At 48.9% G+C, this 26,617-nt stretch carries 21 protein-coding genes; 3 read left to right on the top strand and 18 right to left on the bottom strand.

Translation table 11 applies throughout. The features are described from left to right. Positions 1 to 88 precede the first annotated feature (88 nt). The 3 genes from J0X21_RS08835 to J0X21_RS08825 form a co-directional block, all read right to left on the bottom strand. Positions 89 to 349, bottom strand: coding sequence for a methylenetetrahydrofolate reductase C-terminal domain-containing protein (locus J0X21_RS08835; protein WP_206811835.1), 261 nt, complete (start codon positions 347 to 349; stop codon positions 89 to 91). After that, positions 346 to 861: a hypothetical protein gene (locus J0X21_RS08830; protein ID WP_206811834.1), complete on the bottom strand. Its 516-nt coding sequence runs from the start codon at positions 859 to 861 to the stop codon at positions 346 to 348. Before J0X21_RS08830 ends, J0X21_RS08835 begins: the two co-directional genes overlap by 4 nt. Before the next feature lie 317 nt (positions 862 to 1,178). Continuing rightward, entirely contained in the window at positions 1,179 to 2,558 is a 1,380-nt protein-coding gene (locus J0X21_RS08825) for a methyl-accepting chemotaxis protein (RefSeq protein WP_206811833.1), read from the bottom strand. Between the two features lie 261 nt (positions 2,559 to 2,819). Between J0X21_RS08825 and J0X21_RS08820 the strand changes: the two genes are divergently transcribed. Both J0X21_RS08820 and J0X21_RS08815 read left to right on the top strand, forming a co-directional pair. Further along, positions 2,820 to 3,542: a zinc dependent phospholipase C family protein gene (locus J0X21_RS08820; RefSeq protein WP_206811832.1), complete on the top strand. Its 723-nt coding sequence runs from the start codon at positions 2,820 to 2,822 to the stop codon at positions 3,540 to 3,542. Positions 3,543 to 3,614: 72 nt separating this feature from the next. Continuing rightward, the gene (locus tag J0X21_RS08815; RefSeq protein ID WP_206811831.1) at positions 3,615 to 5,768 is read left to right on the top strand and encodes a GGDEF domain-containing protein; all 2,154 of its coding nucleotides are present in this window, start codon (positions 3,615 to 3,617) and stop codon (positions 5,766 to 5,768) included. Between the two features lie 45 nt (positions 5,769 to 5,813). Here the strand turns inward: J0X21_RS08815 and phoU are convergent, their stop codons facing one another. The 5 genes from phoU to pstS form a co-directional block, all read right to left on the bottom strand. After that, positions 5,814 to 6,467, bottom strand: coding sequence for a phosphate signaling complex protein PhoU (gene phoU, locus J0X21_RS08810; RefSeq protein ID WP_206811830.1), 654 nt, complete (start codon positions 6,465 to 6,467; stop codon positions 5,814 to 5,816). 140 nt (positions 6,468 to 6,607) lie between these two features. Continuing rightward, complete coding sequence (gene pstB / locus J0X21_RS08805) at positions 6,608 to 7,360, bottom strand: phosphate ABC transporter ATP-binding protein PstB (protein ID WP_206811829.1); 753 nt, start codon at positions 7,358 to 7,360, stop codon at positions 6,608 to 6,610. Positions 7,361 to 7,371: 11 nt separating this feature from the next. Beyond that, positions 7,372 to 8,211 (bottom strand): phosphate ABC transporter permease PstA, encoded by an 840-nt coding sequence (gene pstA, locus J0X21_RS08800; RefSeq protein ID WP_206811828.1) that lies wholly within the window; start codon positions 8,209 to 8,211, stop codon positions 7,372 to 7,374. Further along, entirely contained in the window at positions 8,208 to 9,179 is a 972-nt protein-coding gene (pstC, locus tag J0X21_RS08795) for a phosphate ABC transporter permease subunit PstC (protein ID WP_236006167.1), read from the bottom strand. The genes pstA and pstC overlap by 4 nt, the downstream gene beginning before the upstream one ends. 190 nt (positions 9,180 to 9,369) lie before the next feature. Continuing rightward, a complete protein-coding gene (gene pstS / locus J0X21_RS08790) occupies positions 9,370 to 10,464 on the bottom strand; it encodes a phosphate ABC transporter substrate-binding protein PstS (protein WP_206811827.1) in 1,095 nt (364 codons plus the stop codon). A gap of 148 nt (positions 10,465 to 10,612) precedes the next feature. On the opposite strand from pstS, the gene J0X21_RS08785 reads away from it, so the two are divergent. Then, on the top strand, positions 10,613 to 11,224 hold the full coding sequence (locus J0X21_RS08785; protein WP_206811826.1) for a hypothetical protein: 612 nt from the start codon (positions 10,613 to 10,615) through the stop codon (positions 11,222 to 11,224). 139 nt (positions 11,225 to 11,363) lie between these two features. Here J0X21_RS08785 and J0X21_RS08780 read toward each other — a convergent pair whose 3' ends face one another. The 10 genes from J0X21_RS08780 to nrfD (J0X21_RS08735) form a co-directional block, all read right to left on the bottom strand. Then, positions 11,364 to 12,818: a sigma-54-dependent transcriptional regulator gene (locus J0X21_RS08780; RefSeq protein WP_206811825.1), complete on the bottom strand. Its 1,455-nt coding sequence runs from the start codon at positions 12,816 to 12,818 to the stop codon at positions 11,364 to 11,366. Further along, positions 12,787 to 14,961, bottom strand: a complete 2,175-nt coding sequence (locus tag J0X21_RS08775) for a PAS domain-containing sensor histidine kinase (RefSeq protein WP_206811824.1) — start codon at positions 14,959 to 14,961, stop codon at positions 12,787 to 12,789. The genes J0X21_RS08780 and J0X21_RS08775 overlap by 32 nt, the downstream gene beginning before the upstream one ends. Before the next feature lie 5 nt (positions 14,962 to 14,966). Next, on the bottom strand, positions 14,967 to 15,968 hold the full coding sequence (locus J0X21_RS08770; RefSeq protein WP_206811823.1) for an ABC transporter substrate-binding protein: 1,002 nt from the start codon (positions 15,966 to 15,968) through the stop codon (positions 14,967 to 14,969). A gap of 162 nt (positions 15,969 to 16,130) precedes the next feature. Then, complete coding sequence (nrfD, locus tag J0X21_RS08765) at positions 16,131 to 17,315, bottom strand: NrfD/PsrC family molybdoenzyme membrane anchor subunit (protein WP_206811822.1); 1,185 nt, start codon at positions 17,313 to 17,315, stop codon at positions 16,131 to 16,133. Further along, the gene (gene dsrO, locus J0X21_RS08760; protein WP_407947640.1) at positions 17,308 to 17,922 is read right to left on the bottom strand and encodes a sulfate reduction electron transfer complex DsrMKJOP subunit DsrO; all 615 of its coding nucleotides are present in this window, start codon (positions 17,920 to 17,922) and stop codon (positions 17,308 to 17,310) included. The genes nrfD (J0X21_RS08765) and dsrO overlap by 8 nt, the downstream gene beginning before the upstream one ends. A 39-nt stretch (positions 17,923 to 17,961) precedes the next feature. Next, positions 17,962 to 18,627: a TorD/DmsD family molecular chaperone gene (locus J0X21_RS08755; protein ID WP_206811821.1), complete on the bottom strand. Its 666-nt coding sequence runs from the start codon at positions 18,625 to 18,627 to the stop codon at positions 17,962 to 17,964. Between the two features lie 41 nt (positions 18,628 to 18,668). Continuing rightward, positions 18,669 to 21,815 (bottom strand): molybdopterin dinucleotide binding domain-containing protein, encoded by a 3,147-nt coding sequence (locus J0X21_RS08750; RefSeq protein ID WP_206811820.1) that lies wholly within the window; start codon positions 21,813 to 21,815, stop codon positions 18,669 to 18,671. A gap of 227 nt (positions 21,816 to 22,042) precedes the next feature. Further along, on the bottom strand, positions 22,043 to 22,687 hold the full coding sequence (locus tag J0X21_RS08745) for a molybdopterin dinucleotide binding domain-containing protein (RefSeq protein ID WP_206811819.1): 645 nt from the start codon (positions 22,685 to 22,687) through the stop codon (positions 22,043 to 22,045). A gap of 31 nt (positions 22,688 to 22,718) precedes the next feature. Further along, on the bottom strand, positions 22,719 to 25,163 hold the full coding sequence (locus tag J0X21_RS08740) for a molybdopterin-dependent oxidoreductase (protein ID WP_206811818.1): 2,445 nt from the start codon (positions 25,161 to 25,163) through the stop codon (positions 22,719 to 22,721). Beyond that, the gene (gene nrfD, locus J0X21_RS08735; protein WP_206811817.1) at positions 25,156 to 26,439 is read right to left on the bottom strand and encodes an NrfD/PsrC family molybdoenzyme membrane anchor subunit; all 1,284 of its coding nucleotides are present in this window, start codon (positions 26,437 to 26,439) and stop codon (positions 25,156 to 25,158) included. Before nrfD (J0X21_RS08735) ends, J0X21_RS08740 begins: the two co-directional genes overlap by 8 nt. Positions 26,440 to 26,617 lie beyond the last annotated feature (178 nt).

The following is a 26,617-nucleotide window of genomic DNA, read 5'->3' as shown; positions in this document are numbered from 1 at the left end:
ATACTTATTTACACCAACTTATCTTTACCTATCTACTTCACTGATACGTCACCCTAACTGATACGTCATCTTAACTTGATTACCTGAGCTAGATTGACTTAACAGCACGCGCATAATCCTTAAAGAACCAGGGCCATGTGCCAGAACCTTCGTGTTTGGCCCAAATACTATAAATAACGCTCCATACACATGAAGCGAGCTGGTTCACCTCACACTTGCTGTCGTTGGATCCTCCACAGGGACCGGACACTAAACTTTTAGCACACAAACGGATGGGACAGATTCCTTCTGTGTGCTCAAGCATACACTCCTCACACTCCAAGCAAGCCAAGCGTACCGGCCAGGTCATTTGACATACCCCTTCAATCTCGCAATTTGCTCCGCTGCCTTACTAAAGGTTTTTTCCAGAATCAGCAGTACCTTTAAAATTTCTTCTTCATGCGGGGTAAGATCATATTCCCAAGGCATAAGATCATCCAAATCGGCCAATTCTACTTTTTTTTCTACATTAAAGCGAATTGAAAGCTGCTCTTGAGAAACTCCAGGATAAGGCGGCAAGTCGATGATCAGGCCATGGATATCGTCGGCTTGATTAAGGGAGTGAATCAAAGCTACGGCTTCCGCCAAGCCAGCTTTTTCCGTCAGAAAATATTCTGTGAAACGTACAGGAAGCGCTTCACAGGTTTGGCGCAGAAGAGCCCTCGGAAAACCGGAATTGAAACCTTCAACATATGCGGCGGCTAAGGAAACATGCACCTGAAGGCACCGGAATAAGAACTCAAAATCATCGGTAAGAGCCTCTAAACTTCTCTTTACGAACAAGTGAAAATCAATTTGTTCTTGAAATAGAGCAACCGCCACGGGAGACCCCTCCTTTTAATCATTTAATTGCAAATTGTAAATAAATTGTAGCGCTTACCTTAAAGATAAACAATAATTCTCCCTTGAAATAGCCGGATTCTCGCTCCAATTACCATATCTCAGGCTCTACTGGTATACCGTATACCATAATTAAATGACAGGAAGCTTTTTGAACACTTCGGAGCAATGTGTCTGCCGGTTAATAACAATTATCGTACATTCAACATCTTATTGATGCCACGTTTGCTTTCTAATACAGTTCCAATGCCACATAGAAGGCCGGTAGCTTCGTTTCAGATAGAAATCCCTTGGTTTAATTAGCCCGCCAATGTATCCTTCTTAGACCGTATTAACTTGAAACGGCCTCCAACCTCCCTTAGTTTTTCCATCGAATCCTGAAGACGCTTAAGATTATTTTCCAAGTGCAGAATCTTCTCCGCCTGAATCTGATTCAGTTTAAGTATCTGACCGAGCTGTTCTGTACTGGATCGGGCAAACTCCAAGGTATTATGAGCACCTGCCACTGCTTCTTCCCCGCCGGCAGCCATTTCTTGACTGGCCGCTGACACTGACTGAAGTTCCCCTGACAAATCACTTAACGTTTTAAGAATACCCGTAAAGGACTGACCTGCCTGAGTGACAATTGCTGTGCCCTCGTCCACTTCCTTAAGCCCGTTGTTCATCCTATTCACACTCGTTTGGATAACTATAGTAATTTCCTTAATCAGATCGCTAATTTCATGTGTAGCTTTGGTGGTTTGAGCTGCTAGACTTTTTACCTCTTGAGCTACGACCGCAAACCCTTTCCCTTGTTCACCAGCCCTGGCAGCCTCAATCGCGGCATTCAGGGCTAGGAGATTTGTTTGAGAGGAAATCCCTTGGATTGTTTGCACGATCGCACTTATACTTGTGGATTTGTGCTCAAGTTCAGACAACGAACGCGCAGTTTCATGTACTTTTTGCGAAATGCGCTCCATTTGACTCATCGCAATCATAGCTGAACCTTCCCCTGCACGGGCCTGATCAAGCATTGCCGAGGATGACTGGGCAACCTTTGTTGTTTTATCAGCCACGTGCTGCACCAAATGTCCCATTTCCTGCAGCACATCATCTGCGGCCTGCAGAGATTCAAGTCCTTGTTCAGTCCCATTTGCCACTTTCCTCGAAAACTCTGTTATCCCTATGTTGGCCTGATGCATGGCCAAGAAAGAATCATGAAACTCTGTCAACGTTTCCTTAATGGCCCGAATTTCCAACCAAATCTGATAGACGATGGTACGCAGGCTTTCTTCCATATCGCGCACCGACTTGGCCAGCTGCCCGATTTCATCTGTCCCTAAAGCCGGAATGTCTACAGATAAATCACCGGTAGCAACCATTTCGACCTTGTTTCTCAGGAACTTAAGCGGACGCAAATTATAACGCCACACCAAAAAGAAAAATAACCCTGAAAAAAGAACCGTAATCAAACTGGATAAAACCATGAAATATTGCAAATAACGGAGTTTTTCCCGGAAAAGGGTACTCAGCCAGTGTTTCTCGGCTTGATTTAGCCAATAGAAATTAACAATGGACACTAAGACATTGGTGACAGACAACGTTAGGGTTAAAAAGCCAAACTTCTGTTTTTGGCTTAATTGCCAATGCCGGCGGGCAAACGGTGTGTGGGTAAAAGATTTCAATCTAAGGAACTTCACATCCGGTCATCTCCTTCACTCAACTTTCCAGCACAAGATCTAATTTCAACATTCAGTTCAATCTGCCCTGCGCGTTTTGTTAAGTAAAGGTTAAATAAGCATTATGTTTATGTTAAATTTACATATACATAAATGCTTTATGAAAAATTTTTAATAATTTTTAGCTAAAACAACCTCTTTTAACACATTTTTTACACAAAGATAACACCAATTTAATAATCATTTTCTAAAATAGTAGTAAAAAAGGGTTGGAGGTGCTCTATGAACCCAGAGGTGCTGGAACAAACGATAGGTAAAGTAACAAAGATGATTCTTACCCCTGTAGGGCCATTACAGTTACTGTTGAATTCACCGGGTGTAACGCATGTCCGTTGTTTAGAACAAGCCTTAAAGGTTCTGCGGGCTGACGGCAAAGAGAACATAGCCGACTTATTTTTCGCTTACCGTCCTTGGATGAATAAAGGGCTTTTTTGGGCTGACCGGGGGTGGAAGAATGTTTGTCATTACTATCGGAATCCGGACAAGCCCGGCGTTTTGCGCTGGCCCGGAGCTGCTGCCGAATGCCAGTATTATTTTAATAAAGCCTTGCACGCCCTTGAGCAAGACGTAACCAAGGGCATGTTTTATTTTGGAGCGGCATTGCACTTAGTTCAGGACATGTGCGTTCCCCATCATGCTGTGGGCTCTGTCTTTGACGGCCATCATGAATTTGAGAAGTGGGTAGAGAAGAATTGGCATCAATTTTCTTTTGCGCCCGGCGGCAAGTATTTGCCCTTCGCCCATCCCAGCCAATGGATAGATTTTATCGCTAAAACTTCCGAGTCATATTACTCACTTGTATCACTTTCCCACAAATGCAGTGAGAGTTCGTATGAAAAAGCTGCCCGCGTCCTGCTCCCTTTTACTGTGCAAACCAGTGCGGGGTTTTTGGTTTTTATTAAACAAATCTTAGAATCTGATAATTTTCGTTCTGTAAACTTCTAGGCTAGCAAGCTTTTAAATTTGTAAATTTATTTTTTTCTTATTTAACGAATATGGGCAAAAGAGGTTCCGAAAATGTTTGCAAAGTTCTTCAAAAAACAAAAAAAACTTCATCACTTGGTAAGCGAAGGCTACCCTGTCTGGGTAGTGTACTTAGACTTATTCCAGTTTCATGAAGTGGAGTTCCGCTACGGCAATGAAGTTTGTCGCCGGATCTTGGACACCTTGGAACAAGAAATGGAAAATACCCTTAAAGAACACCGTACTTTCTTTCATTTTACAATGCTTGAGGCCAGGGGCGGAGATGACTTTGTCATATATTTAGTCCCACATGCCAAAACTCCCTGGCATATCGATGAACTCTCAACAAGATGGATCCAACCGTTGGAACTTCGTCTTAATAATAAGATCAGACACTGGGTTAACGAAAAAATATCCATGCGTTCCGGGGTAACGCAGTGTCGCAAAGAAAACGGCGGCACCTCAGATTATTTGCTTTATGCTGCGGTCAAGGAAGCATTTCTCTTAAATAAGTCTGATCCAGATCCGGATTATTTCGCCCGCCGCCAAGAGATCGCGCGTTTGCTGAAGGAACCGGACTGTTGCCTTAAAGCTGCCTTTCAACCGATCCTCAAAGTGCGCACCGGGGAAGTTTTAGGCTTTGAGGCTTTGTCCAGAATCACCGGCGCAACTTCCTTCAGCAACATCGCGGAACTGTTTCCGTTCGCGGAAAAGATCGGCCAGCTCTACCCAATCGAAACTTTATGCCGGCGCAAGGCTATCTCATCCGCTTCTAAAATCCTTCATCCTCAGGAGCTGCTTTTTCTGAACATAAATCCCCAGGTTCTAACTGATCCTGACTTTTCCTCCGGACAAACCCGCACCCTTCTGGAAGCGCAAAAGTTGAATCCGTCAGATGTTGTGTTAGAGATTACTGAACGCAGTGCAATCGAGGACTTTAAGCTGTTTCGCGAAGCTTTGGCGCACTATCGCAATCAAGGGTATTTCATCGCTCTCGATGATGTCGGTGCTGGGTATTCATCCTTACAATCCATTGCCGAACTTCATCCAGACTTCCTTAAGGTTGACCGCTCATTAATCATGAATGTGAATCAAGACCCGACAAAATGGGCCTTACTTGAGACTTTTGTAACTTTTTCCAAGCGCATCGGTTGCCAAGTTATTGCTGAGGGCGTGGAAACAGGTGAAGAGATGCGCACCGTGGTGCAGCTGGGGGTCGATTATATCCAAGGTTACTATATCGGAAGACCACATTTTGACAGACAACAAATTAATCCTGACGCTCTCGAAATTCTGAAATTCCAGCGCCGAGTCATTAGCAATGAGGAAAAGACGATTTTAGCAATCATAGAGCCCCTGCCCCTGTTTAACCCTAACACCCTCGTCTCAACCTTGCAGTCTTATTTTGAGAAGCAGTCCAATCAATTCCTGATCGGGGTAGTTGATAATGACAGGCTGATTGGGGTCGTACAGCGCGCCCGACTTTATGCCGCTCTCGGCACGCGCTACGGTGTACCACTATATTCCAACCGTACAATTTCCCTCATTATGGACAAAAGCCCTCTCATCGTTGAGGACAGCACCCCCATCGAGGTTATCTCTACGTTGGCTATGGAAAGACCGGATGCTCAACTCTACGACGGAATTGTGGTGGTCAACCAGCAAAAACCGGTGGGAATGGTGTCCGTTGCCTCAATGATGAAGGCTATTGCTGAGCGCCAAATACAAATAGCCCGGGGGGCCAATCCTCTAACCGGGCTCCCGGGCAACATTCAAATCGAGCGCGAAATCAAACGGCGCTTAGACGAACGACTGGCATTCGGCATTATTTATGCAGACCTCAATAACTTCAAGCACTATAATGACCTCTACGGCTTTGAGCAAGGGGACAACGCTATTAAGATGCTCGCCGAGGTTTTGCGCAAGGGAGCGCTGAAACAAGACGAAGATACGTTCATTGGCCACATCGGTGGGGATGACTTTATTGTTATTCTAGGTAAAGAGCACGTGGAAAATTGCTGTATTGAGATTCTGGACAGCTTCCGCCGGGAAAGACAAAACCTCCTGGGAGTGGTAAACCTTTCGGTAGCCTTAGCAGGCCTCCTGATAGAGGAACAATCCTTCACTCCGGTTACACTGGCCGAACAGGCAGCCCAAGTTAAACGTGAGGTCAAGCAAATCAGAGGCAATTCCTTTCTTATCCGCTAACTAGGAGTGCCATTTCGACGGTGCATTGCCAATGGAGGATCAAATCTACTTATTAAGGTCCTGCCGGTCGGCCGTAGCGATGTAGAGCACATTCTCCCCGATGTTGGTGGCATGATCGGCGATCCGTTCAATATATCTGCCCACAAATGACAAATATATCCCTTGATTAAGCGTTTCCGGCCTCGCTGTCATGATTTCGAATAAATCGCGCACGACTCTGTTATACAAATGATCCACTTGGTCATCTTGAGCCGCCAGCCCATGAGCCAGCTCCAAATCTCCTTTAACATAAGACTCTAAACCCTGCCTAATCATCTCCACCGTTAAATCCACCATGCGCGGAATGTCGATCAAAGGCTTCATGAGAGGACCGTCTATTCTCCTTACGACTTTGGCAATATCCACCGCCAAATCAGCCATCCGCTCAAGATCGGTCGAGATCTTCATCGCAGAAATGACTTTGCGCAAATCCCTGGCTACCGGCTGCTGGGTAGCTATTAAGCGTACACACACATCGTCCACCTGGCGTTCATAATCATTGACTTTTTTATCCTCTGCAATCCACATCTCCGCCTGGGCCCGGTCGAGCGCCCGGAGGCTTTCCATCGCTCCCAGCAAAATGCGCTCAACTTCTTGACCCATGTTCTTAAGGATTTCCATCAATTCTTGCAAGCCTTCATCCAATGAATGCCTTACCATCTGCCAGACCCTCCTTAGTTATCCGATGGCTAAGCGCCACTAAGACTCCCGCTTCTTAGTGAAGGATAAGTGGCGCTAAGCCCCTGGATAAGTTCCACTAAACTTCAGTTGGATTAAAACCCACCTGAAGTAAGTTTCCTTTATCCGAAACGTCCCGTAATGTAATCTTCAGTCCGTTTATCCTTGGGATTAGTGAAGATTTGCGATGTCGGTCCATGCTCCACCAGTTCCCCGCTCAGGAAAAAGGCTGTTGAATCAGCAATACGGGCAGCTTGTTGCATATTATGTGTGACTATAACAATAGTGTATTGATTTTTTAATTCTAATATGAGTTCTTCAATCCGTAAAGTTGCAATTGGATCCAAAGCGGAAGCAGGCTCGTCCATCAGCAGAACAGAAGGCTCCACCGCCAGCGCCCGCGCAATGCACAAGCGCTGCTGCTGACCGCCGGACAAACTCATGCCGGAATAATTAAGGCGGTCATACACTTCATCCCATAGCGCTGCCATACGCAAACTTTTCTCCGCAATCGCGCGCAGCTTTTCCCGATTGCGTACTCCATTCAGCCGCAAGCCGGCAACTACGTTTTCATAAATGCTCATGGAAGGAAAGGGATTGGGCTTTTGAAAGACCATGCCCACCGTTTTTCTTAATTCCACCGGATCTTCTTCATAGATATTCTTGCCGTCTAAGAGAATCTCTCCGTTTACCTTAGAGCCTGGCAGCGTCTCATGCATGCGATTAATACAACGCACAAACGTTGATTTCCCGCACCCGGACGGACCGATGATCGCGGTTACCTGATTAGCCGGAATCTCCATATTAATCCCTTTTAAGGTTTTATTAGAGCCATACCAGGCATCTAAATTACGAACACTTAAGCTTTGGCCCATTATCCTACCTCCTAACGCTCAGAACGCGAGCTAAATGCCAGACGTGCTACGATGTTTAGAATAAATACCAAAAATATCAGTACCAAAGACCCGGCCCAAGCTTGCCGATGCCAGTCTTTGTAGGGTGAAATCGCATAATGATAGATTTGCAAAGGCAAGGCAGCCATCGGTTCATTCAGGGAGCGCGCCCAATAATTATTTCCGAGAGCTGTAAATAACAGAGGCGCGGTCTCCCCTGAGACCCTGGCCACCCCCAGCATGGCTCCCGTGACAATGCCTTTAGCCGCAGTAGGCAGGACCACACGGAGAATTGTGCGCCATTTCGGGATTCCAAGGGCAAAGGATGCTTCGCGAATGGTGTGCGGAACAAGTTTGAGCATCTCTTCCGTAGACCGGATAACCAGTGGAATCATGATAATCGCCAATGAAATCCCACCAGCAAGCGCAGAAAAATGCTTCATTTTGAGCACAAGCGCTGTATAGACCACAATGCCAATAATGATCGAAGGGATTCCGGTAAGCACATCAGTCGTAAAACGTACAGCCGTACTCAACCAGCTTGTACGGTCATACTCTGTTAAATATATCGCACTTAAAATCCCGACCGGAATTCCAATCAAACTGCCAATTCCAACCATGATAAGGGTACCCACAATAGCATTGGCCATGCCTCCGCCGGGCATCCCCAGCGGTTTTGGCAAGTTAAGAAAAAAGTCAAGATTCAAAGCAGTAATACCATTCTTTATTACATAAGTTAGCACGCCAAAGAGAGGAATAAGCGCCAGCAGGGTTGCTAAGGCAAAAAGTCCGATCATCCAATAATTGCGGTACTTGCGCATGCGATAGCTCATACCAGGTGTCCTCCCTTCGGCCCCCGGGCCACCGACCACACCAAGAGGCGGGCCAGGGCATTAAGGATCAAAGTTATTACAAAAAGAATAAGTCCTATTTCAACCAAGGCACTCAAATATAAATCATACGTGGCTTCCGTAAACTCATTCGCAATCACACTGGCCATTGAATAGGCAGGCGCAAACAAAGATGCACTCACATCCGGACGGTTCCCGATCACCATGGTCACAGCCATGGTTTCCCCTAAAGCTCGTCCTAAGCCGAGCATTACTCCGCCTAAAATACCTGATTTGGCGTAACCCAGAACGGAAACCTTGATCATTTCCCATTTTGTCGCACCTAAGGCCAGGGCTGCCTCGCGCTGAGTATCCGGTACTGCAGCCATTACCTCCCGCGAAATAGCAGCGATTGTTGGCAAGATCATAACCGCGAGAATAAGACCTCCGGCTAACATACCAAGTCCGAGCGGAGAACCCTGAAAAAGCGGCAGGAATCCGAACCATTTTCCTAACCAAGGTTCGACATGATCTCTAAGTATGGGTGCGAGGACGAAAATTCCCCACAGACCATAAATAACACTGGGTATTGCCGCTAAGAGCTCGACCAAAAATGATACCACTACTCTGATTCGTGATGGGGCTACTTCGTTGAGAAAGATCGCTACTCCCAACCCAATTGGTCCGGCAATCAGCAATGCCAGCAGAGAAGTAACCATAGTGCCGTAAATAAAAGGCAAAGCGCCGAACTCTTCCTTAACCGGGTCCCAAACCTGGGCAGTTATGAAATTAAACCCGAATTTATCGATACTCAAGCGCGCTGACTGAAACATTTGCCACCCCATCAAGGCCATTAAGACTACAACACTTATTGCCATCACTAGAGTAAGGATTCTAAAAGCCCTGTCTCCGAACATGTTATTTAGTGTGCTTCGCTCGAATAATCCACTTTTATGAGTGTTCTTTTTCATGTAAGCGTTATCACCCTTCCCCTTCACACCCGGTGGCATCTTTTGTCAGGTATCACTTAGCTCTTCTATCGTCAAAACACAGCAAAGAGCCCAGCATCTGGCTGGGCTTCTTGCCGAGCTTCGTTAATATAATACTTGAATACAGTCATGGGGGCAACCCTTTTGCAATCATTTCTCTCCCTAGTATTACTTATTTCAGCAATGCTTCACCCTGATAGGTGATTGTTTTGAGTGTACCTTCAATCCGGGTGACGAGGTTCGGCGGAAGCTTCGCGTAGTCAAGCCCTTCAGACAGGCTTTGCCCATCGTGAATCATCCAGTTGATCAAGCGCACCACAGCTTCCCCTTTGACTTTATCAGTTTGGTTCTGATAAACCAAAAGCCAGGTGAAGGTTGAAATCGGATAGCTTTCATCTCCCGGAGCGTTTACAATAGAGACACGGTAGTCATCGGGAATCTTGGCTTCAGCCGCAGCTGCGGAAGCACCCTTTAAGGAAGGTCCAACCCATTTGCCTGCTTTGTTCTTCAGGAGCGCAACCGGAATATTGTTTTGCTTGGCGTAAGCCAGCTCGACATAACCGATAGACCCTACAGTCTGTTGGATCACTCCGGCTACCCCGGCATTCCCTTTGCCGCCAACGCCCACCGGCCAGTTAACAGATGTTCCTTTGCCGACTTTGGTTTTCCATTCAGGGCTTACTTCACTCAAATAGTCTACGAAATTATAGGTAGTGCCGCTGCCGTCCGAACGGTGAGCAACATTGATGTCCAAATCAGGTAGTGTGACTCCCGCATTGTCCGCTGCGATGCGCGGATCATTCCATTTCTTAATTTTGCCGAGGAAGATGTCAGCCAGTACATCCGGAGCAATTTTTAAGTCTTTGGGATTGTCAGGCAGGCTGTAAGCCACCGCAGTAGCACCCAAGGTAGCGGGAATATGCAAGAGCTTACCGCCTTTAGCTTTCTGAAGCTGGTCATCGGTCATCGGGCCGTCACTGCCGCCGAAATCCACCGTCTGTTCCTGGATTTGCTTAATCCCGGCCCCACTGCCTATGGCCTGATAGTTGATGGTAACTTTGGGATGCTCTTGCCTATACTTGTCAAACATTGCAGAATAGAGAGGATATGGGAATGTTGCTCCGGCACCTAAAAGTGTCACCGCCTGCTCTTCTTGGGCTGCACTACTGCCTTGGCCGCTGGGGGCTTGCTGGCCGCAGCCAACCAGAGAAACCGCTAAAACCCCGGCTAATATTCCGGTCAAGATCTTGCCTTTCTTTTCAAACACTTAAGTTTTCCTCCTTGTTTCAATATTCCTTTGTCCAGATGTAAATTTAGCACATTAAAGTTAAGCCTATATTATCTTTGTGTAAAGTTTGTGTTAAATGGCAAGATTTAATGTAATCAATTTTGAAATTAGAAAGGGTGTAGTTGATTTGTTCCCAAAGAATATTCTTCAACCTTTAGATACTTGCGGCTGTGGTGACGTTGGCTACCTTACCCTGCGCACGCTTCCAATTGACCTTGCTCAGGGAGTCGGCAAGATACATCGGGTACCCATATATCACTGCAAAGATGAGTTCTGCACGGAATATACCATTCCCTCTGCAGTAGCAATACGCTTGGAAGAACTGGCTGAAGGCATGGAAGCATCCGGCGTGCGCGAACTGGATTTTACCTGGAATCAAGGAAACTCATCCTCCAGCGGACAAACTCCTGCGGATCACAGCACCTTGCTCCAGGCATTCACTCTTCAGTTCGGAGGCCAGAAGTATGAAGATGCACGGGTCGTCCTAGTTGTACCCGGGGAATGTGTCTTTTTTCAAAGCAGAATTGATCCGAGTGAGTACTATCTTCTGCGCTATGAACCTCAAGAGAAAGCGAAAGAGATCTGGTTTTCTTTCTCAAAGTTTTATTGGGAGCATCCGGTTTTAGAGTATGAGGATTTTCTTGCTTGGTCGGAAGACGGTTACCTAAAAGAGCTGGGGTGCATCACAAAAGATGAGATAGAAGACTTACTCGAAGATGAATTCGGATCTACTATTTAATTGACCCCTAAGCCGCTGGCTAAGGCAAGGATAGTTTTCCCGGTGACTGCAGGACCCATCAGGTTGACCAACCTGATTTTTGGGTGTTATTTCCCAGGTTGCTTTTGCCGTCGGCTTGTTTTCCATGCCTATAAGTAACTCAAAAGGGCTCTCTCACTCCATAGGCTTCAATTTTACGATAGAGATTGCGCACACTGATGCCAAGCAGTTTCGCCGCTTGAGCCCGGTTGCCCTGAACTTTCCTTAACGTGGCTAAAACATAGCCGCGCTCAACCTCTTCCAAGGTAGGATAATGACCGTCATCCGGCCACCGTCCAGTACCTTCTCTGTCCCAGAAACTTTCAAAACCTGTGTGTGTCAATCCCTTTTTTTCTGCTGGAGTAAGTTGTTTCGTTTGCCCTGCTTCTTGCCGGAGATGACTGGTCGGCGGCCAGATATCGTATGGAAAAATCACCCCATCCGCCGCCAGCAGCCGGCCCCGCTCAATCAGGTGGGCCAATTCACGTACATTACCCGGAAAATCACACTTCAGCAATTCTTCTTTCGTTTCCTGCGCCAGGACATAGCTTTGTCCGGACATAGATGCCCTTTCCAGGCGCTGGAGAAAATATTCGGCAAGAGGGATCACGTCTTCCCGGCGTTCGCGCAAAGGAGGAACCACCAAGGTTAAACCGTTCAAACGGTAATACAGATCTTGGCGAAAGCGTCCTTCTTTAATCTCCTGTTGCAAATCCCGGTTCGTCGCTGTGACAATCCGCACGTCAACGCGCCTCAGCCTGGTATCCCCGACACGGCGGAATTCTCCGGTCTCCAAAAAGCGAAGAAGCTTTACTTGGAGCGGCAATGGCATTTCGCCAATTTCATCCAAGAAAAGCGTACCCCGGTCTGCCATTTCCACCAGTCCAATCTTTTGTCCTCCTGCCCCGGTAAAGGCTCCTTTTTCGTGGCCAAACAGTTCACTTTCCATCAGGGCTTCGGGAATCGCTCCGGCATTTACCGGAACATAAGCTTGAGCGGCTCTCGGGCTCCAGATATGGAGGGCGCGGGCAATCAGCTCCTTGCCAACTCCGCTTTCCCCTTGAATAAGCACTGCAGTATCACTTTGGGCAGCTTTCCTGGTAATTTCCAAAAGAGTTTTCAAAGGGGCACTTTCCCCAATAATTTTCAGTTCAGGCGTTTGGCGGTGTACTACCTGCCGCAGGCCGATATTTTCCACGAGCAATTGGCGTTGTTCCAACGCTTTCTCTAAAGTCAGTTCCAATTCGGACAAATTGCAAGGTTTGGTCAGATAATCGAAGGCCCCCGCCTTCATTGCTTCAATGGCCGACTCGATCGTTCCGTGCCCTGTCAGCATAAGCACTTGAATATCCGGTTGGAGTTGTTTCAGCTCATGCAATAAAGCAAGACCATCCCCGTCCGGCAAACGCAGGTCCAAGAGCACTGCATCGAAAAGGTTAACGCGCAGCAATTCCAGCCCATCTTGCGCCGTCCCGGCTTCCAACACATCATATTCTTTGCGCTGTAACCGCTTAGCAATAATTGAACGCAAAGCTTCCTCGTCATCAACAATCAGAACCCTTGGTCGGTGCTTCATCGTCTCCCTCCTCTTGGGAAGGCAAGGTTATCCTGACCTTTGTTCCTTGCCCTTCCACACTGTCTAGGTTTAACTCTCCCTTCATCTTCTGGACAATTCCGTAGCTCACAAACAGACCGAGTCCTGTTCCTTGGCCTACCGGTTTTGTGGTAAAGAAAGGGTCAAAAACCTTTTTTACCTGGCTGGGAGGAATCCCTTCGCCCTGATCTTCTACTTCTACTTGAATGGAGATCCCTTCCCGCCAAGCCCGCACTTTAATAACTCCTCCCTCGGGTGAAGCATCGAGGGCGTTAGTCATGACGTTTAAGATTACCTGCTGCCATTCATTCTCATTGCCTAAAACCAACAGCCCTTCCGGCAAGGTGCTCTCTAGTCCGACTCTCTTTTGTCTGGCCCGGTGCTTCAGCAAGGCTAGCGTCCGGGCAGTCGCTAAACCGATATCCACAAGATCCCATCCTTGCTTGCCCCTGCGGGCAAAATGCAAGAGTTGGTCGGTAATCTGTTTGCAGCGTAAAACTTGACCGTAAATAACGTTCAGCACCTCTCGCACCTCAACAGGAGTAAGGGATTTTTCACTCAAACGATCAATCAGTTCCTCGCTGTAGGCCGAGATAACAGCTAAAGGATTATTGATTTCATGGGCCACGCCGGAAGCCAGCAACCCCACCGCAGCCATTTTGTCCGTCTCGATCATGCGCGCTTCCATTTCCACGCGTTGGGTAACATCTTCCAGAAGCAGTAAATAGGCAGCGTTTTCTTGATTTTCCGGCGCCAGTCCATAGAACATTTGCCGAATGAAACGGTGGACCCCGTTGACTTCAAGCGAGACCACCCTGTCGTTTTCCGGTAAAAGGCAATCCATCCCTTCCCCGGCCACCACTCTCTCACAGGGGAGATTCTGCAAGCGGTCAGAGCCAAACCAATCAGCAAAAATAGAATTCCACCAAATAATGCGTTTCTCGGCGTCTAAGAGGGCCATCCCTGCCCCAATTCCGTTAACGACAGTCGTCAACAACTCTTTTTCAGCTTTAAGTTTCTTGCTGTTCTGGTCCAAGAGGTGCAAGAGCTGGTTGAACGATTGAACCAGGCGTCCGATTTCGTCCTGGGTTTGCTGGACAACGGTGGATTCCAGATCACCGGTGGAGATAATGCGCCTTACTTCCCCTTCCATGTTTTCAATCGGACGAGTGAGTTTTAAACCAAACACAACACTCACAAGGGTAACCAAAATCCCGGTAAATAGTACAATCCCCACCAGTTTGAAAGCAAATTGGGAAATAGGCTGATAAGCTTCGCGGATGGGCTGCTCAATGAACACAGCCCAATCCGGGTTGCCCACGGGAGCAAACAGGCCTATCACCCTGACACCGTCAGAATTATCGTATTCCCGCCCTCGATGGGACGGACTTTCCCCTGACAAAAAGCCACGCACGGACGGATTCTGGCGCACATTTTCCTGGCGTAGGACATAGCTAAAGTCTGTATGACTAATTAAATTGCCTTTTTCATCAGTCAGATAAACATAACCGGCCTGGCCGATGCGCAAATTGGCTACCCTGGTGACCATCCCCTTCAGATCGGTCTCAGCCTGTAAATAGCCGATAACCTGACGGGTATACGGGTCTTGAATTGGCACGGTCAGATAGAACTCCGGGCGGCCATCGCCCGTGAAAAACACATTGCTGATAGCAAAGGAACGCTCATCCGTAAACTCAACCTTCTCCAGCTTGGCAGGTACAGAATGGGGCAAAATCACTTCCCTTCTGGCAACTTGGCTTAGAACACGCCAATTCCGGTCCGCTGCCGTTACTTTTTCCAGATACGGTTCTTCCCGGAGGAGGGTGCCCAAAATCGAGTTGCGTGCCACCTGGTCTTGGCCCAAAAGTACGGAAGCATTGGTTGAAGCAACGTGAGTCAAGCTATCCGCCATATTTTGCACGAACTCTCGAATCTCAGCCGCCAGGGCGTTGGCCCGCTCCAGGTTTTGTTGCTGAATAGTCCCTTCCAGGTGAAGCCGGGCTGCTTTGAAACTGGCTAAACCGAGAAAAAGCGAAGGAACAATAGACATGGCAATGCCGAAAACCAAAACACGCCCTTTGATCCGCATCCACCAAGGAACCGGGCCGACTTTCAAACTTTCCATCCTCCCTACGGTTGGATTACCTGATCCGCCAGGCTGAGCACATCTGCTGCCGGATGAATTCCCAATTTGTTGGCTATGCGCAAGTTTACCGACAAGACAATTTTATCCGGCGTTTCCACCGGAATGTCTCCCGTGGCCTGCCCACGCAGGATTTTGTACACAAGATGTGCCGATTGCGCCCCCTGGTCTTCATAAGAAGTGCCATAAGAAGCCAAACAGCCGTACTTGATATCACCTGGATATACTCCAAAAACAGGAAGGTTTTGTTGCAGAGCCCGCCCCACAATTTGCTCCATGCTCGTCTCCAGAAAAAATCCGGGGAGAAGCATGATGGCCTCTACTTTAGCAGCCGTAATCTCCTGAAACACTCTTTCGATATCTTCCGGACTGGAGACTGTAAAAGAATTCAGAGTGAGGGAAAACTCCCTGGTCACCGACTGAATCCCTGCCTGGGTCCGTTCAAAAGAAGGCGCGCGGATATCCCCCAACACTGCCACGCGGCGCATGTTAGGGAGTAAACGGTGGAGCAGTTCCAGGCGTTTGGTGGTTAATTCAAGGTGATAATTGTTTAGTCCGGTTAAATTTCCTTCCGGATGAGCAGGATTCAGCACCAGGCCGATTGCGGCAGGAGAGAGAGTTCCCATGAAAACCACCGGAATCGGACTCTTTATAGCGGCTGTAATATCCTTTAAGGATTGCGCTTCAATATACCCTGCCGCAACCAGGACGTCCGGTTGCTCCTGAAGCAAACGCCGGGCCAGCACGGGCAACTTGGAGATATCGTTTTGAGCATTCAAGACCTGATAGGTTACATCCTGCCCGTCCAGGTAGCCCAGACGGCTTAAGGTCTGTTGCAAGCCTTCCACTTTGGCCAGGCGGGTATCATTGGCCAGCAGGATTCCTATATGCGCCATACGCGGCTTAGCCGCAGAAACAGTCAAAAGATAGGCTCCTCCCAGAAAAAGCACGAAAGCCGCAATCCCCAGAATCCACAGGCGTTTGTTCAATCCCTGTCACCCCCGATCCTTATTAATCTTAGTGTACCATGTGGACAATAAAAAACCAAAATACCTGAAAAAGACCAGAGAGAACTCCCCGACACCTGTCTGGTTGTTCTCCCTTCTCGCCTGGATCGATTCCAATATTCATACTGAAAACTCAGGAAAAATCTACTTGGCTCCAACCTGTCCCTGATAATTTACCGGAGCTGACGGAGTCTTGGGCAAGCCGAAGACAGGCAGGAAGCGAAAGGCAAAGTAGAGAACCGCCAATTCTAGCAGGGCAAACACAGCAATGAACATGAGGTGCCTGGGGTCAGCCGTGTAGGGATTTAGAGTGTTCCCGGTCAAGGGCAGCTGTTGCCCGCCGATGACAAAATTAACCCGCATGGCGATAACCCCGACCAATGTTAGGAACGAAGCTATTGAAATCCAGCCCAGGGAACCTTTGGTGCGCGGGATTAACAGGAGCAGAAAGGGAACAAACAGTCCCAGACCGGCTTCGACACCGAGGAACATGGTGCGGTGACTCCCGTACAGGAAGAGCTCGGCCGCCGCGCGCCCGGCTGCATTCGTATAATAAAGCACAATAAAGTCTATAACCATCAGGCTGGCATCCACCACAATAAACCAGAGCATAAGCTGCGCAATATCGAGAATCAGCTTCTTGCGTTCCGGAGTAATACTCCGCTCCGGAGAGAAGAAACGTTGGCTCAACAAAAGGACAAGGATCAGCAAACCGGTTCCGGAAACCATGGCCGACATCAAGAAGATCAAGGGCATAAGTCCTGTATGCCACAGGGCCCGGGCCTGAATATTCGCCAGGATAAATCCGGTATAGCCGTGTACCAGCAAAGCCAGGGGCACTCCTAAGGTTCCTAACAGCTTAGCCCGTTTGGCGTCTTTAGCCAAGGCCTCCGGAGAAAGATCCGTGTTGCCAAAACTTAAGAAGCGGTAAAGCTTCTGCCGGAAACCGGACAACTGATTTGCTCCGGCAGCAAAATCTTTGCGCATTAAAAACCACAGATAAATTACACTGTTAAGAGGATAAAGTGTGAGGAGAAAGGTCCCGTAGGAAATGGCTGAGGTCGGGTTCAGCCGGAAGAAGAGCGTGTAGAAGCGCCCGGGCTGTTCCAGGTCGGCAATGAGATGGAGGGGGGCGATTGCGAGCAAAGCTATAGCCATAGTGACGCCTGCTTTGGCAATCGGTTTGTATTTTTCAATCCCGAAAACTGTACCCAGACTGGACAAAACGAAAGAACCCGCACTTAGTCCGGTATAGAAAAAGTAGATTGCAATTAAAATGCCAAGTTGAACGGGATGGGTCACATTGGCAAGGTAGGTGACATTATCCATGCTTCCTCTCTCCCTTCTCCAGGTCGCCATAGCGCGCACCCATAATATCCTGGTCCGCTCCGATATAGAAAACCATCGGTTTGGTACTCATATCCGGTTTCAAAACCTGCACAGGATTATTGGCCACCAACTTGGCCACCAGGCTCTCAGGATCGTTTAAATCGCCAAATATGCGCGCCCCCCCGACACAGGTGGTGACACAGGCGGGCAGGAGCCCGGCCTTAACCCGGTGATAACAAAACGTACACTTTTCCGCGGTCTTTCTGATAGGATTAATAAAACGGGCATCGTATGGACAAGCTGCCATACAATATTTACAGCCAATGCAATGGTCATAGTCGATCATAATGGTTCCATCCTCAGCCCGGTAAGTCGCCTGAACCGGACAGGCTGCCAAACAAGGCGCATTGTCGCAATGGTTGCACAGCCGCGGCAGACGGAACCTGGTAATTTGCGGATAGTTTCCTTTTTCTATCTCTTTGACCCAAGTGCGGAATACCCCTTCCGGCACCTGGTTTTCAATCTTGCAGGATACCGTGCAGGCATTGCATCCTACACATTTGCGCAGGTCGATGACCATGGCATAGCGTTTAGTTTGTGCGGCCACTTTTCCCACTCCTTTCGCTGAAATGCTTGAAATCACTGTTTAGGCATGTTTAAGCAATGTTTGAGCTTCTTCCTGACACAAGTCGCGGGCCTGCCTGGCAAAATATAGATAATATCCGGACTGCTGCACCCTCTCTAAGTCATTTACCCAAAGCCCCAACCATCCTCGTAAATGTTCTTGCAAAAAATTGGTTTGGATTTTCCGAATCAGCTTCGCGGACAGACCGCGCTCAAGCTGCTTCGCCTCCAGACGGCAAAGATAGGCCATAAAGGAGAGTTCCAGGCCCACATGATCAGGCAGATTTAATTGCCGTAAAGGCTCGAACACCGCCAGGCGTTCAGGATGAAACCGAGTTCGTTCATAAAGGTCAGCCAACTTAACGGTGGTATCCCCCCAGTAGGAGCCAAACTTCGTTGGTCCGCCATCCTGACGCACCGCCCCCCGGATAGCCGACTCAAAGGGCGGCACAAAGCGGCCCGATACCGGGACAAAGAAGAGATCATAATATTCTTGTGTTAATCCCGTCAAATCCGGATCTTCTTGGACAACATTCTCCAGAAGGGAAAGCATTTTGGCATCTTCCCCCTCTTTAGCCCAGACCTTTAGCTCATTTACAATCGAAACGCTCGGTTCTTTTAAAAAGATTCCGGCCAAAAACTCAAATGCTCCTGCCCGTTCTAATGCAATCCCTTCTTTTCCAGACATAAAACTACACCTCTCTTTCTTATTTGCTCGATTCAACCGGCTTATTTGCTCACTTTTACCAGCCTTGCCTTCGTTGTATTGCGGTCAGTCGATCCTCCCACCAGGTCGTACAGGGGATGCTTGGCTTTCAAACTGGGATCGCGCAGGGTGATAAAGTTCAAAAGCACTCCTGACCCAAGTTCAGGATCAGCGGGAATGTTTTTGTCACCCACCTGATAACTCCGGGCTCCGGCACTCCAGTGCCCAAATCCGTACTCGATGGCAATCGTCCCCTGGCGTACCCCGCGCCGCACTTTGACTGCACCTGTGGCTTCCCCGGTTGGCGTAACCAGTTTGACTTGCTCACCCTCGCTAAGCCCCAGTTTTTCGGCATCCGAGATACTGATCTCGATAAAGTTGGTTTTAGCCATATCCTGCAGGAGCGGAACATTGGCTAAATAACTCCCGGTGCGGTAGCGGGGCTTATAGGAAACAATCTGAAAGGGCCATTGGCTGTCCGGGTATACTTGGTCAATGGTCCGCCCGTCAGACAGGGCTGGGGGCAGCCAGGTTGCGCTGCCGGTCAAATATTCTCCGTTCACGCTGCTCCGTGTGGTACCCAGCTTCTCGTTATAAATATTGATGACTTTCGGGAACTTATTGTGCAAAACCTCGCCATCGTAGTTTTTCTCATACTCTTCAAACCGGCCGCCTCTGGCCAAAACATAGAAGACTTTGTTCCACTCTTCCGGAGTCAGGCTCGCAGCGGCATACTTAAGCTCCTGGTCTAAACCGCTCAGTTGAAGTTCCTGTTGGGAAATATCCGGGACAGGCTTCTCGTCAAAGGAAATGTTGGCCAATGCTTTAAGGAAGAAGTCTTCGCGGGAATTAAGCGGAGTGAGTTCCCCTTGGGCATTGGGAATCGCTTGATCTCCCACTCCCGGCAGGTTCAGACGCTTGCCGACTTCAATCAGGTAAGCTTCGAACGACATCGGCTGCCCGCTCTTGGTCTTGGGCACAAGCGGATCGATCACCGGGTGGCGGGCACCGCTCACCTTGGTCAGAATCAGGTTCCAAACGGTGGGCACACCCCAGCTTTCATAGAACGTGGTATCCGGGATAATATAATCTGCATACATGCTCGAATCTCCCATCAGAACATCAACAGCGATAATAAGCGGAATGTTTTTGGGGTCTTTGACATAGTCCTCGACATCTTTTTGGAAAAGCCCGGGAGTGGTATAGAAAGGATTGGTCATCCACATCATGAGAATTTTCGCCGGGTACGGATACCCCGCCATCATCGAAGGCAGGACATTCCCCACCATAGAATCGGCCAGCGGGCTCCAGGGAAGAGTGGCCGGGTAAGGATTCTCCCCTTTGGCTTTTCTCATTTTATACTCCGGGGTATCTTCGTACTTGCGGCCCTCCCGGCTGATCTTAAAACCTTGAGGTTTGACCAAGCCGGGAAATGTCAGCAAATCATAACGAGGCCCTTTGTCCACTGCCCGGTATCCTCCCCCGCTCTTGGTTGAACCCCCTTTACGGTTGATGTTTCCAGCCAAGGCATTCAAAGTGATGACCGCCAGCGAACTGTAAAAACCATTGCTATGCATGGCCACGCCCCCATGATGATCGGTGGCAGCTTTGCTCCCATGACGGAAAAATTCTTTAGCTAAGGCAAAGATGCGTTCTTTGGGAATCCCTGTCGCTTCGCTGTATTGTTCAAAGGTATAGCGCTGGGCTTCTTCGGCCAGAATCTGCAGAGATGTTTTGACCAGTACTTCGGTGCCATTGATGCTAACTTTCCCGGTGTAAAGGATGACTCCCTCTTCACTGTCAGTATAAACTGCCGGCTTGCCGCTGGCTTTGTCAATAACTACATAGTTCGGCTCCGGTGGAGCAGCGGGAGCAGAGCCTGCCGGTGCGGGCGCAGGATTAACCGGTGCTGCCGCCGTCTTCAGCCCTATTTGTTCAGCGCGCAGGAATTTTCCGAAATCCGGATGCCCGGGCTCTTGAATTACGAGATAAGCGGCATTACTCCAGGAAGGAGTTTTCTTTTTCCCTGCCACTGCTTTGTTCGGAATAGACAGATATCCTTCATTAATTTTCTTTTGTTCAAAAGCCCAACGAATCATAGCCATGGCCAAAGCCCCGTCCGATCCCGGCCGGATCGGAACCCAGGCCGACTCCTCGGCCACCGGAGAGTTATATACTCCGTTCTGTAAAACCGGATCGACCAAAATCGCTTTCATCCCGTTATTAGCCTGAGCCAGGGCCGATTTGCGGGCCATGGGCTGAAAGGGGGCTCCGGCTTGTCCAGGCGCATTCCCGAAAAACATCACCAGTTCTGCTCCCATGTAATCCGCTTTCATGTGGGGCTTTTTGTCCCAGGTGTCCAGAAAGGCCAGAAAGGCGATGCGGCGGCTTCCGCCGCAGGTTCCGCCGTGGCCGTAAAAATTCGGCGAGCCAAAAGACTTGGTAATGAAACGATTGGCAAATTCAGTTCGCCCGTCATCCCGTCCCCCGATAAAGACCAACTGGTTGGCCTTCGGCCCCCACTCCGGCTGGTCCGGATTCAAAGGAGTTTTGAGATCGCGCACTTGGCGCAGACCCTCAATGACCGTATTTTCCCCAATCTCCTTGAACAGTTGTCCGCCTTCGACAGTTTCTTGCACAGCCTGCTCCCAAGTGATTGGTTTCCACTTTCCTTCCCCGCGTTTGCCGGCCCTTTTCAGCGGGGTCAGAATCCGGTTGGGATCGTAAACGATTTGGAAGGCGGCATTGCCACGCTGGCAAACCGTGGCCCGTCCGGTGTGTCCGATTTCCTGATACTGCCCGAGAGATTTGTACGATTCCATTAAAGGTGTAGTATAAGGCAGATGCGGTTCAGCGTTGCTGGGATGATAAGGATTTCCTAAAACCCTCAGGATTTTGCCGGTCTTTTTGTCGACCTTGACCCGGTTGCCGCAATTGCTCCAGCATCCCAAGCATACACTGTTGCGCAAGGCAATATCTGGATTTAATTCGACCTTGCCGCTTTGAGGATCAATCTGCATTTCCACGGGCAGAGCCTCGTGATCGTAGGGTGTGGGGTTCGCGGTCGCCTCGTCCGCCAAAACTTCCGGAACCAGCTTCTCAACCCCTAAACCAAGCGCCGTAACTGTCCCCACAGCGGTGACTGACTTAATAAAATCGCGCCTGTTCATGCTAAGAACTCCTTTCTTTTTTTGTGAAAGCGTTCTTTTGTATTTATAAACGCTTGTTAGTTTTTGATCATGCAAGATGAATGCCAAAGCTCTGATCCCTTATGAACGGCAAAAAAAGTGCTTTTCAGGCACATTCCCTGTCAAAATGTCACTTTATCTAGCATGACAAAAAGGCATACAGTGACTTTTTGTCACCGTATGCCTTTCCGGCTGAATCGATCTTTCCCTTAGGCTTTTTCGACCTCAACTTTTGTATCCAGGGAAGCAACGCCGCCCGCTATTTGGTCCAGCAATGAGGTATTTTTTAGCACCGGATCCAGCACCAATAAATTATTTACGGAAAATCCGGTGTTTCTGCCTTTGGCATAACCGGTTTTTTCTTTCATCGGTTCACTGACACCAAACGGGGTATGACCGTACCCGGTTACGGCTGTGGTCCAAACTTGATCGATCTGCACCGTTTTACTCCCATAGGCATAATGGCCAAAGTTATAGGAGCTTCCCACGCATCCCGGACGAATACCCTCCGTAACCATAACCCGCCCGAACACTTCAAAATTGTTCGATTTAATCTTTACCCTATCACCGTCATTGAGCCCGCGCTTTTGAGCGTCAAGCGGATTGATCCAAAGATAGTTTTCTCCCTTAATTTCCCGCAGCCAGGCATTGCTGATACCCCTGTGGGTTCCGATGTTGCGGGCTTTCCAACTAATCAAAGCCAGAGGCTGGGGCTGTTCAATTTCCTTGCTGTCATAAGAGCGGATCAGTTCCAGCTTGGGCAGTCCGTCAAAATAGTTCCCGCTATAGGAGTGCTTAACTGAAGCTACTTTCTCGTCATAAAAGAGTGCCTGGCCGTCAAGGCGATACTTCAAGTGCTCTCCCACATATTCCTGTCCGGGAGCTTCAAATCTCCCCCCCCCGGTTGAGCACATACACCACTTTTGGCCATTCCTCCGTCTTGACCGCTTTTTTCCACTGCTCTTCATTGAAGAAGCTGCCCAAGGCCTGGCGCCGGGCCTGAGCAAACAGCTGCAGTTCTTCATTGCCGGCATCCGGTACAGGTTTTTCGGCGAAAGCAATATTAGCCACCATTTTTAAATAGAAATCCTCAACCCGGTGGAGCGGACTCCCGTCAACAAAAGCTTTCTCTCCGACTCCCGGCAGGTTCATTTTTTTCAGGATCTCGATGAACACATCCTGGATATCGCGCGCTTCGGGATAAACCCTCGTAACCGGCTGGATAAAATTGCTCACCTTTAAGGGGAAACTGGGTGTGATGCTCTTTCTTCCCCACCGCTCCAAATACGCCAGGTCAGGTAAAATATAATCGGCATACATCGAGCTTTCCCCAATCACGATATCGGAAGCAACCACCAGCGGGATTTTCTTTTGGTCTTTAAGAATTTCCCGAATCTTATCTCCCGCCGGAAAAGTTAACACAGGGGAGATGCGGTAGAAAAATAAAGCCTTTAAAGGATACGGGTAACCATCCGCCGCGCTGGGAATAACTTCGCTCGAAGCATTCCCCCCCACCGGAAACCAGGGTCGCTGTGCCGGATAACCGTTATCCCTCTGGAAAAGACTGCTCTTCTCGTACTCAGATTGCCGGCGGCTGATCGGAATGCCCCACGCCTTGTTGGCTCCCGGGACCACAGTCAAATCATAGCGTCCTTTCAGGTCAGAGTAGATGGCCCCGGTTGTCATGCTGCCGCCCTTCCAATCATGGTTGCCAATCAGGTGATTTAACATATTAATGGCCCGGGCCGTATAATACCCGTTGGCGTGCATACCCACACCCCGGTAAGCCATAATGGCTGAGCGTTTGCCATGGGATGTAAACTCCCGGGCCAGTTCCACGATCTGCTGCTCAGTGATACCGGCAGTCTCCGCATACTCTTTTAAGGTGTGTTCCATGACCCTCTCTTTATATAGGGTAAACACCGACTTGAGGCGCACTCCGTTAATCTCCGTATCAACCTCCAAATCTCCCTCCACCGCCTGGTCATGCGCCACAGGCTTGCCGTTTTCCATTACTACAAACTGTTCTTTGCTCCCAATCCCAAGCTGTTCCGCCCTCAGCTTGGGTAGTTTGGGATCAGACACCACCACCAGATAAGAGGCATCACTCCAGGTCGGTTCTCCGTCAGCCTCAGCGGCCTTTTTATTGGGATTTTTCAAGTATCTCTCATCGTAGCGCTTATTTTCTACAATCCAGCGTCCCATACCCAGGGCTAAAGCCGCATCCGTTCCAGGCTTGACCGATACCCAGAGAGCTGCTTTTTCTGCGGTCTTACTCATTCTGGTGTCGATGACCGCCATTTTCATCCCCCTGGCCAGAGCGTTGCTCAACATTGGGGCCAGCCAGGTCGGCCCGCGGTTTGCCACCAGAGGATTCGTACCCCAAACAATGACAAATTCGGCGTAAGTTAAATCAGCGTAAAGACGCTTTTTGGGCTTCTTCGCTTGAAAGGAACGGACATTCCCGATGACTCCGCTCGCGCCGCACGCGCCTCCGTGATCATCGAAATTAATGCTTCCCAACCCCTGGAACCAAATGCGGTCGCGCATAAAATCCCGGCGGTTCCCGCCCAGGCAGGCAATCTGATTGGCTTTTGGGCCGAAATCAGGGTGCTCGGTGTCTATTAGCACGTCTTTATACTTCTTGTCAAACTCTTCAAAAGGGGTTTCCCCTTTCTTCACTCTCTCCCAGTCAGCCATCACTTTTTCCTTGGGAGCAAAGGCCCAGGTGGATTGCAGGCCGGGAGTGCCTAAGTCCGGACTGCCGTTCACAATTTCGTTAATAGCCTGTTCCCATGAAATACTCTGCCACTTCTCACTCCCGCGCGGCCCTACGCGCTTAAGCGGAGTCCGTACACGCAAGGCATCATAAACGGTTTGAATTCCGGCCTGACCTTTCAAACAGGTTCTGCCCCCGCGGTACCCCCGTCCTTCCAAAGCCAGGGTGTCTTTTCCCTGGGCGGCCTTAGTAATGGGAGTCGTATAATCAAGCCCGCCAAAAGGCTGGGTAGTCAAAGGACTGTAAGGATTGCCCGCAATTTTGCGCACCAGGCTGGTATAGGACTTTCCTTTTTCAGCAGGCGTCAGGACGGTCTTGATAGTGCAATGGGTGTTGCATTGTTCACAGGTGCTGTATATTACATTGCTTGCATCATAATTCTCAGAAAAAAATCCGGTGCCATGGGGGTCATCTTCCCAGACATTCCCTGTTATCTGTTGCAGCGGATCTGTAAACAAGGGAGCTGCAAATGCAGACGCCCCGATAACACCCACACCTTTTAAGAAATTGCGGCGACTGATTTTTACTTTAATTCCTTGGCTTTTATCCATGTGTGCTCACCCCTTTATGAACTTCCTCCAGCGGCAGTAGCTTCATTCCCAAAGTGTAGAGAAAGAGTCCCAGCGCAATGACCCCTAAACTGCTCCCAATCTCGACCAGGGTCGGGTAATAGTTTCCTGTGGGAAGTCCTTCCAACACCGGGACGATTAGAGGCGGTACCACAATGTTAAACCGCACACCGATAATTCCCAGCACGACCAGCACACAGGCGGCGGTCAGACCCAACCGGGAATCGCCCGTTCGCTTATTCAGCACAAGAAAAATGGGAACAATCGCTCCTAAAAATATCTGCACTCCCCAGAAAGACCAGGAAAAATTACTGGTAAACATGGTGGACAACGTATGCATCTCTTCCGGCTCCAGACTGTACGCGGCAATCAGAAACTCATATACTTGCAGTCCGAGATCAATAAAGAGAAAGAGTATCATCATACGCGCCAAAGCTTTCAGAGTATCTTTGTCCACTGACATGTTTCTTGCCCGGTTTTGAATGGCATAGACGGCGGCTAATAGCGCTGTGCCGGAAACCAAAGCGGAAACCACAAAAACAACCGGAAAGAGCGCGCTGTTCCACATGGGTCTGGCCTTAACCACGGCGAAAAGCGTTCCCGTGCCGCCATGCACACCGAAGATCGCCAAAGGAATCCCGATCATGCCCAGAATCTTCATCCAGCGGTGGTCATTTACCTTACTTTCTGGCGACAGGTCCGTGCTGCCCAAGGTCAGCACTTTCGCCAGTTTCTGCTTAAAAGAGCTCCCTCTTTGGGACAGGCGAATCAGATCCTGGCGCAGGGCAAAATAAAGTTCTACCCCTAACAAGGTAATATACAGAATATAGAAGTGCACTTCCCAGGCCAGGACACTGGTAAGATTCCAATAAACCAAAGGATGCCAGAAACGGTCCATCCTGCCCAGATCCAGCAGGACAAAGTTTAAAGCCACGACCATACAAATAATGGCAGTAAAGAGCGCTATTTTCCCCACTCGTTCAAACTGCTCCATCCCAAACACATAGATTAAAGTGGACAAAAGAAAAGCCCCCGCACTCAACCCGACAAAAAATATATAAAAAGCCACCCACATACCCCAGGGCGTGGTGCTGGTCAGATTGGAACTTGCCAACCCCTCACTGATGCGGATAAATATGGCAATCCCGCCCACCAGCATTAAACTAATCAGGAATCCGAGCCATATAGTCTGGCGCCTCGCCAGCATAGGCTGAATGTCCGGTTCACGGTACTCCTCCGCTATCTTCGCCACAGACATGGACTTTTCCACCTTTCTTTATCAACGTAAATAAATAACCCTCGGTTCCGTCCCCATTTCCTCCTCGTACTATAATGATTTTAGATTAAAAACAGGGCGTGAGCCCTTGGTACATTTAGGTTTTTGGCTCTTTGAAAACTAAATAAGATATTGCGGGATTCATGGAATTCCTGAATAA

Origin of the sequence: Paradesulfitobacterium ferrireducens, assembly GCF_017310645.1 — a bacterium.
Taxonomy (GTDB): domain Bacteria; phylum Bacillota; class Desulfitobacteriia; order Desulfitobacteriales; family Desulfitobacteriaceae; genus Paradesulfitobacterium; species Paradesulfitobacterium ferrireducens.
This window is presented reverse-complemented; position numbering and strand designations above follow the sequence as displayed.